The organism is Streptomyces sp. NPDC034670 (genome assembly GCF_055574875.1).
Genome location: NZ_JBVITR010000009.1, coordinates 137,198 through 143,260, shown reverse-complemented (window position 1 = coordinate 143,260; position 6,063 = coordinate 137,198). Strand labels below are relative to the sequence as shown.

Below are 6,063 nucleotides of genomic sequence, written 5' to 3'. Positions count from 1 at the left end.
AGGGGGGAAGGGGGGTGGGGGGGGGGGGGTGGGGTGCCTCTCTTTGTCCTGCGGTTGTGGGGGGGGGGGGTACGGGGCGGCCGGGGGGGGGGGGGGGGGGGCCCCCCCCCCCCCCGGGCCGGCTCACCAGGTGCACACCGGTCCGAGAAGCTGAAAGTAAGTCAACTACGTTGTGATGTACACCTCTTGGTGGGAAACCGCTTCACACGGGCGGGAAACGGTCCCCGGTGCGGGGTGATCCGCCGCGCTCCCGGCCGTCACCCGGTGGCGGAGTGCCAGTTCCGTGCCAGGACCTTGCCCGCGTCGGGGGCGGCGGTGCCGGGCGCGTTGAGACCGGTGAGGTGGGTCCGCGTGTCGCCGAGGGTGAGGCTGTTGTTCCCGGAGGCGGAGGGCAGGCCCGTCTTCGCGTTGACCGCGGCGTTGATCAGACCGATGTTCAGGCCGCAGCCGGTGGCGGAGGGGACCGCGAAGGAGCTGTCGTTCTGGGTGGCGCCGGTGAGGTCGATCCGGCTCATCTCGCCGGCCTCGTCGGGGGTGCCGTCGCCGCGGAAGAAACTCATCCCGAACTCGGGGTGGTCGAGGTTCTTCGGGCGCAGCACGATCGGGTGGGAGGCCGATCCGATGTAGCACTTGCCGCCCAGGAGCGGGTTCTCCAGGTGGATGCGGACCGGCAGGGCGACGATGGGCAGGTCCGTGAGGACGCCCGCGGTCTGGTCGAAGGCGTAGGGCGCGCCGACGGACTCCATGGTGGCGGTGATCTTGTTGAGACTGGAGTTCTCGAGCGTCTCGCAGAGGCCCGTGATCACCGGTATGTCGCTCGGGCACATCAGGCCGAGCAGGCCGCCGGGCACGGTGGCCGGGTCGGCGACGAGCGCTCCGCCGGGCGGGGCGACCACGGTGCTGGTGCCGTCCGCGTTCTGGACGACGCCCATCTGGAGGTTGGTCCTCCCCGTGACCACGGTGGTCCTGCCCAGCTTGATGGAGCCGCCGGCGGAGGTGGAGACCACGCACTGCGGGGTCCTGGCGAAGCCGTCGGCGGCCAGCATCGCCGGGGCGTCCACGGGGCAGCGGGTGAAGGGGGCCCACTCGCCGTTCAGGGCGGGCTCGGCGGCGGTCGCGGTGCCCAGGGAGGCGAGGGCGCCGAGCGCGGTCAGCGCGGAGACGGTCGCGAGCCTGGTGCGGGTGGGGAGCCGGGTCATGGTGGTGGCCTTCCGTCGTGAGGGGAGAGGGGGGAGGGGCGGTGCGGCTCAGCGCTCGGGGACGGGGATCACGTGGGGCTGCAGGTCGCGGGTGCACTGGGCGGCGGCGTTCTCGTCCCCGAATATGGGGGCGCTCGGCGTGCAGGTCTGCCCCTGGACCTGCTTGATGTAGTTGCCGGGACCGGACACGGAGGCGGTGAGGAGGCGGTCGAGGTCCTCGCCGTCGCCGCCGCAGCCGGTGAAGGCGGGGATGGTCGCCTCGCCGGTCAGCGGGCCGCCGGTGAGGAGCATGTAGCCGGTGGCGTCCTCGCCGTACAGCTGCTCACCCCGTCCGTACAGGACCAGGTGGTCGCCGGGGTGGTTCGCGGGGTCCGGTTCGGCGGAGCGCAGCGGCTTCCGCGTCCTGCAGCCGGACCCGACGTCCAGGGGGACGCCGTTGATTTCGAGACCGATCACGCGGAGCCGCAGCGGGACGCGGATGAAGGTGTCCGCCACGATGTCCGCACCCGCGTAGACGGTGTCGAAGCGGACGGTCATCGGACCGGTCTGCTCCAGCACCATGGTGGCCGTGGTCGGAACGAACCCGAAGCCGAGGAAGGTGCTCCGGAAGGGCGGCGTCTGCCTGCGCCCCTCGTGGTGCAACTCGCCCTCGGCCTTGATCGTCACGACGAGGTTGCCCTCCTCGTCCGGTTCGGCGAGCATCTCCTTCGACTCGAGCAGCACGCAGGACACCGGCAGCAGCGAAGCGCCCTTCTGCTTCTTCACGTTGGTGTAGCCGGTGATGTACGCGTTCATCGACAGGGGCTCGAACGGGTTCTCCTCGCCGTAGGCGCAGTGCGGTGCGTCGCGGCCGGCCGCGGGGCCGGACGGGTCCCGCGCCCCCTCCGGCGCCCGGTCCGCCTGCCTGTCCCGCGGCGTCCCGGAGGGCGGGCCGGGCGTCCCGGAGGGCGGGCCGGGCGTCCCGGAAGGGGCGCCGGGCGCGGACGGCGAGCCGCTCGGCTCCGCCGCGTCCGCGCCGACCGGCACGGTGGCCAGCGGCGCGTCCCCGTGGGGGGAGCACGCGACGGTCAGCGCCCCGGGGCCGGCGGTGGCCCCGTCCGCCGTGCCGAGCGCCAGGTCGACGGCGAGGTCCCCGGCGAAGAAGGTCAGGTCGCCGCCGCCCCGTCCGGTCACCGACGGGACGTCGCCCGTCGTGGTCAGGGTCAGCGGACCGGACCCGGGCAGGGCCACCGGTTCCGCCGTGCCGTGCCAGGTCGCCTCGGCCGCGGCGCCGTCCTGGGCGACGCCGACGGTGAGGCGGGTGGCGGTCCGCGCGGTGGCCGCCCCGAGCGCGGTGAGGTCCGCGACCGCCTCGGCCGGGAGTTCCACGGCGGTGGTGACACCGGTGGGCGAGAACGCCTCGCCCCGCTCCGCCCGGTCCGGGAACCCGGCCGAGATCCGCACCGTGGCGGTCCGTCGCCCCGAGGGGAGGTCGCAGACGTAGGGCAGTTCGGCGTCGACCTCCCGGGTGCCCGCGGCGGAGGCCGCGGCCGGGACCGTCGCGGCCAGGACGGCGAACGCGGCGACCGCCGCGCTCCCGGCGCGGAAGCGGGACGGCCGTGATGCGGCGGTACGGTTGCCTCTCAATGCTGCTCCGCTCGGGTCGTCCGGGATCGGGGGGCGGCGGCCGGCACCCGGTGGGGTCCGGCGCGGACGGCCCGCGAACGCCCGGCCGGCACGCCCGGCCGGGCGTTCGCGGGCGGGTGGCGCCTTACGGGTTGGTGCCGACGATCTTCGGGACGGTGCCGTTCGACGCCTTGATGGCGTAGTTGCCCTTGAAGAGGGGCCGGGTGGCGGTGGTGATGATCGTGCCGCAGTTGACGGGGTTGGTGACGGCCAGTTCGCCGGCGACGCTGTTGACGGCCAGGATTCCGGTGGAGTTGGTGTAGGTGGCCGAGGCCTTGCCCGTCACCGTGAACTTGCAGACGCCGGCGGTCACGTTGGCCTTGACGTTGCCGATGTAGCCCTTGGTGACGCCGGTCGCGGCGGTGTAGTCCTGCGCGACGACGCTCCAGGGGGTGACCGCCACGGTGCTGACGTTGCCCAGGACGCTGGTGCACGGCGTGGTGGCGGTGCCGAAGTTGATCGCGTTGATGGCGGCGACCGTGGCGGGGTTGCCGGTGGCGCTCGCCATGGTGCCCGAGGCGCCCGAAGTGGTGCAGGTCATCGGGATGGTGGCGGTCAGCACGATGTTGCCGCTGTTCGTCGCCGTGTAGCTGCCCGACGGGGTGACGGTCCACACCGTGGAGGGCACCGCCGAGGCGGTCCCGGCGGTCAGACCGAAGGCGGCCGCGGCCGCACCCGCCACGACAGCGGTCCTGCTGAGGGTTTTCTTCATGGCTCGGGGACTCTCCTTGTGGATTGACCGGCAGAGGTGGGCCGTGGCCGAGGTGAGCGATGGGCAGGCCGTACGGCCCGCGGCTCGATGGTCCCTGTCCGCGGACCATGACGTTACTTGCGGGAAACTTGGCCGAACAATGGAGCCGTCCATGATTCTTTGAAAAGTGCAACCATCTGTTTCCGGGGTGAGTGGCGTGCGGGCCGGTTTAGTCATCGGCCGTCAAGTTCGAAATTCCCGTCCGGTGGTGCGGGGAAGGACTTCCCGGTGTCCTGCCCCGCGTCGTGGTGCTCGTCCGGTGACAAGGTCGCGGCCGCGGTTTGTCTCCGCCCTGACAGGTTCGGGACGGCTGGAGCCGGCGTCCCGGAAAACTCGGATTCCGGTATTGCCGACGGAGGTTACCCGGTCGTAACGTGCCGCTGCGGTGCTCGGTTCCGGGCCGGTGCCCCCGGTCGGCCGGAGCCGCGGCGGACGCTTCCCGGTCCCGCCCTCCCGTCCGGGCCGGAGCCCGCCGGCGGGGTCCCGCGGCTCCATCCCCTCCCGGGGAGCCGCAGGACCCCGCCCCGGCTCCCCGGAAGGGGGCGGACCCGGTGGGTTGTCTGCGCGGTGACAACCCCCGGAAAGGGGGCGGGGAACCGGGCCGCACCCGTGGTCGGTGCGTTCCGCACCGGCTCGACGCGCGCCCGTGGCGCGGATCCGACCCACGTCCGCTGGAGGTGACATGGGAATCGAAGTGGTGGTCGAGGGCCTGACCAAGTCCTTCGGTGAGCAGAACATCTGGCGGGACGTGACACTCACTCTCCCCGCCGGGGAGGTGAGCGTGATGCTGGGACCGTCCGGCACCGGGAAAACCGTTTTCCTGAAGTCGCTCATAGGGCTGCTCAAACCGGAGGAGGGCCGTGTCCTCATCAATGGGGTGGACATGGTGAACAGTCCCGAGAGGGACATATACGAGACCCGGAAATTGTTCGGGCTCATGTTCCAGGACGGAGCCCTCTTCGGGTCCATGTCCCTTTTCGACAACATCGCCTTTCCGCTGCGCGAGCACACCCGCAAGAAGGAGTCCGAGATCCGCCGCATCGTCATGGAGCGGATCGAGGTCGTCGGGCTGCTGGGCGCGGAGGGCAAGCTCCCGGGGGAGATCAGCGGCGGCATGCGCAAGCGGGCCGGGCTCGCCCGCGCGCTCGTGCTGGACCCGCAGATCATCCTGTGCGACGAGCCGGACTCCGGGCTCGACCCGGTCCGCACCGCCTACCTCTCCCAGCTGCTGATCGACCTGAACGCGCAGATCGACGCGACGATGCTGATCGTCACCCACAACCTCGACATCGCCGCCACCGTGCCCGACAACATGGGGATGCTCTTCCGGCGCGAGCTGGTCGCCTTCGGCCCCCGCGAGGTGCTGCTCACCAGCGAGGAGCCGGTCGTGGCCCAGTTCCTCGCCGGCCGGCGCGAGGGCCCCATCGGCATGTCCGAGGAGAAGGACGCGGCCACCCTCGCCGCCGAGGCGGGCGCCGCCGCGGCCCGGCCCCGCAGGATCGTCCCGCAGCTGGAGCCGTCGCCCGGCCTCCCGCCGCGCCGGGCCGTCGCCCGCCGGCGCGAGCGTGTCATGAGCATGATCGACCAGTTGCCGTCCGCCGCGCGCTCCGCCGTCCGGGAGGCCGACGCGGGGAACGCCGGGGCGCCCACCCCGCCGGTGCCCGCCGCCGGGAGCGGCGCATGATCACCGGCGCGCTGCGGCAGACCGGCCGGCTCTTCGCGCTCGCCGCCGAGGTGAGCCGCGCGGTCTTCCGAAGACCCTTCCAGTTCCGCGAGTTCGTCGAGCAGTTCTGGTTCGTCGCGGGGGTCACCATCCTGCCCGCCGCCCTCGTCTCGATCCCCTTCGGCGCCGTCATCGCGCTCCAGGTCGGCTCCCTCACCCAGCAGCTGGGAGCCCAGTCGTTCACCGGGGGGGCCAGCGTCCTCGCCGTCGTCCAGCAGGCGAGTCCGCTCATCGTCGCCCTGCTGATCGCCGGCGCCGGCGGCTCCGCCATCTGCGCCGACCTCGGCTCCCGCAAGATCCGCGAGGAGCTCGACGCCATGGAGGTCATGGGCGTCTCGCCCGTGCAGCGCCTGGTCGTGCCCCGGGTCCTGGCCACCATGGGCGTGGCGGTCCTGCTCAACGGCCTGGTCTCCGTCGTCGGCACCCTCGGCGGCTACTTCTTCAACGTCGTCCTGCAGGGCGGCACCCCCGGCGCCTACCTCTCCAGCTTCTCCGCCCTCGCCCAGCCGGCCGACCTGTACGTCAGCGAACTCAAGGCACTGGTCTTCGGGTTCATCGCGGGCATCGTCGCCTCCTACCGGGGCCTGAACCCGCGCGGCGGCCCCAAGGGCGTCGGCGACGCCGTCAACCAGTCCGTCGTCATCACCTTCCTCCTGCTCTTCTTCGTGAACATGGTGATGACGGCCCTCTACCTCCAGATCGTCCCGCCGAAGGGAGGCTGAGGT

5 protein-coding genes are annotated in these 6,063 nt (G+C 72.3%); 2 read left to right on the top strand and 3 right to left on the bottom strand.

Annotated features, from left to right (window positions below; genetic code table 11):
- Positions 1–257: 257 nt before the first annotated feature.
- The 3 genes from ACZ56B_RS09720 to ACZ56B_RS09710 form a co-directional block, all read right to left on the bottom strand.
- Positions 258–1,199: a hypothetical protein gene (locus ACZ56B_RS09720; RefSeq protein WP_468788071.1), complete on the bottom strand. Its 942-nt coding sequence runs from the start codon at positions 1,197–1,199 to the stop codon at positions 258–260.
- 48 nt (positions 1,200–1,247) lie between these two features.
- Positions 1,248–2,825, bottom strand: a complete 1,578-nt coding sequence (locus ACZ56B_RS09715; RefSeq protein WP_468788070.1) for a DUF6801 domain-containing protein — start codon at positions 2,823–2,825, stop codon at positions 1,248–1,250.
- Positions 2,826–2,949: 124 nt separating this feature from the next.
- Complete coding sequence (locus tag ACZ56B_RS09710; RefSeq protein ID WP_468788069.1) at positions 2,950–3,576, bottom strand: hypothetical protein; 627 nt, start codon at positions 3,574–3,576, stop codon at positions 2,950–2,952.
- 721 nt (positions 3,577–4,297) lie between these two features.
- Between ACZ56B_RS09710 and ACZ56B_RS09705 the strand changes: the two genes are divergently transcribed.
- Together ACZ56B_RS09705 and ACZ56B_RS09700 are read left to right on the top strand one after the other, a co-directional pair.
- Positions 4,298–5,299, top strand: a complete 1,002-nt coding sequence (locus ACZ56B_RS09705; protein WP_468788068.1) for an ABC transporter ATP-binding protein — start codon at positions 4,298–4,300, stop codon at positions 5,297–5,299.
- Positions 5,296–6,060 (top strand): MlaE family ABC transporter permease, encoded by a 765-nt coding sequence (locus tag ACZ56B_RS09700; protein WP_468788067.1) that lies wholly within the window; start codon positions 5,296–5,298, stop codon positions 6,058–6,060. The genes ACZ56B_RS09705 and ACZ56B_RS09700 overlap by 4 nt, the downstream gene beginning before the upstream one ends.
- Positions 6,061–6,063 lie beyond the last annotated feature (3 nt).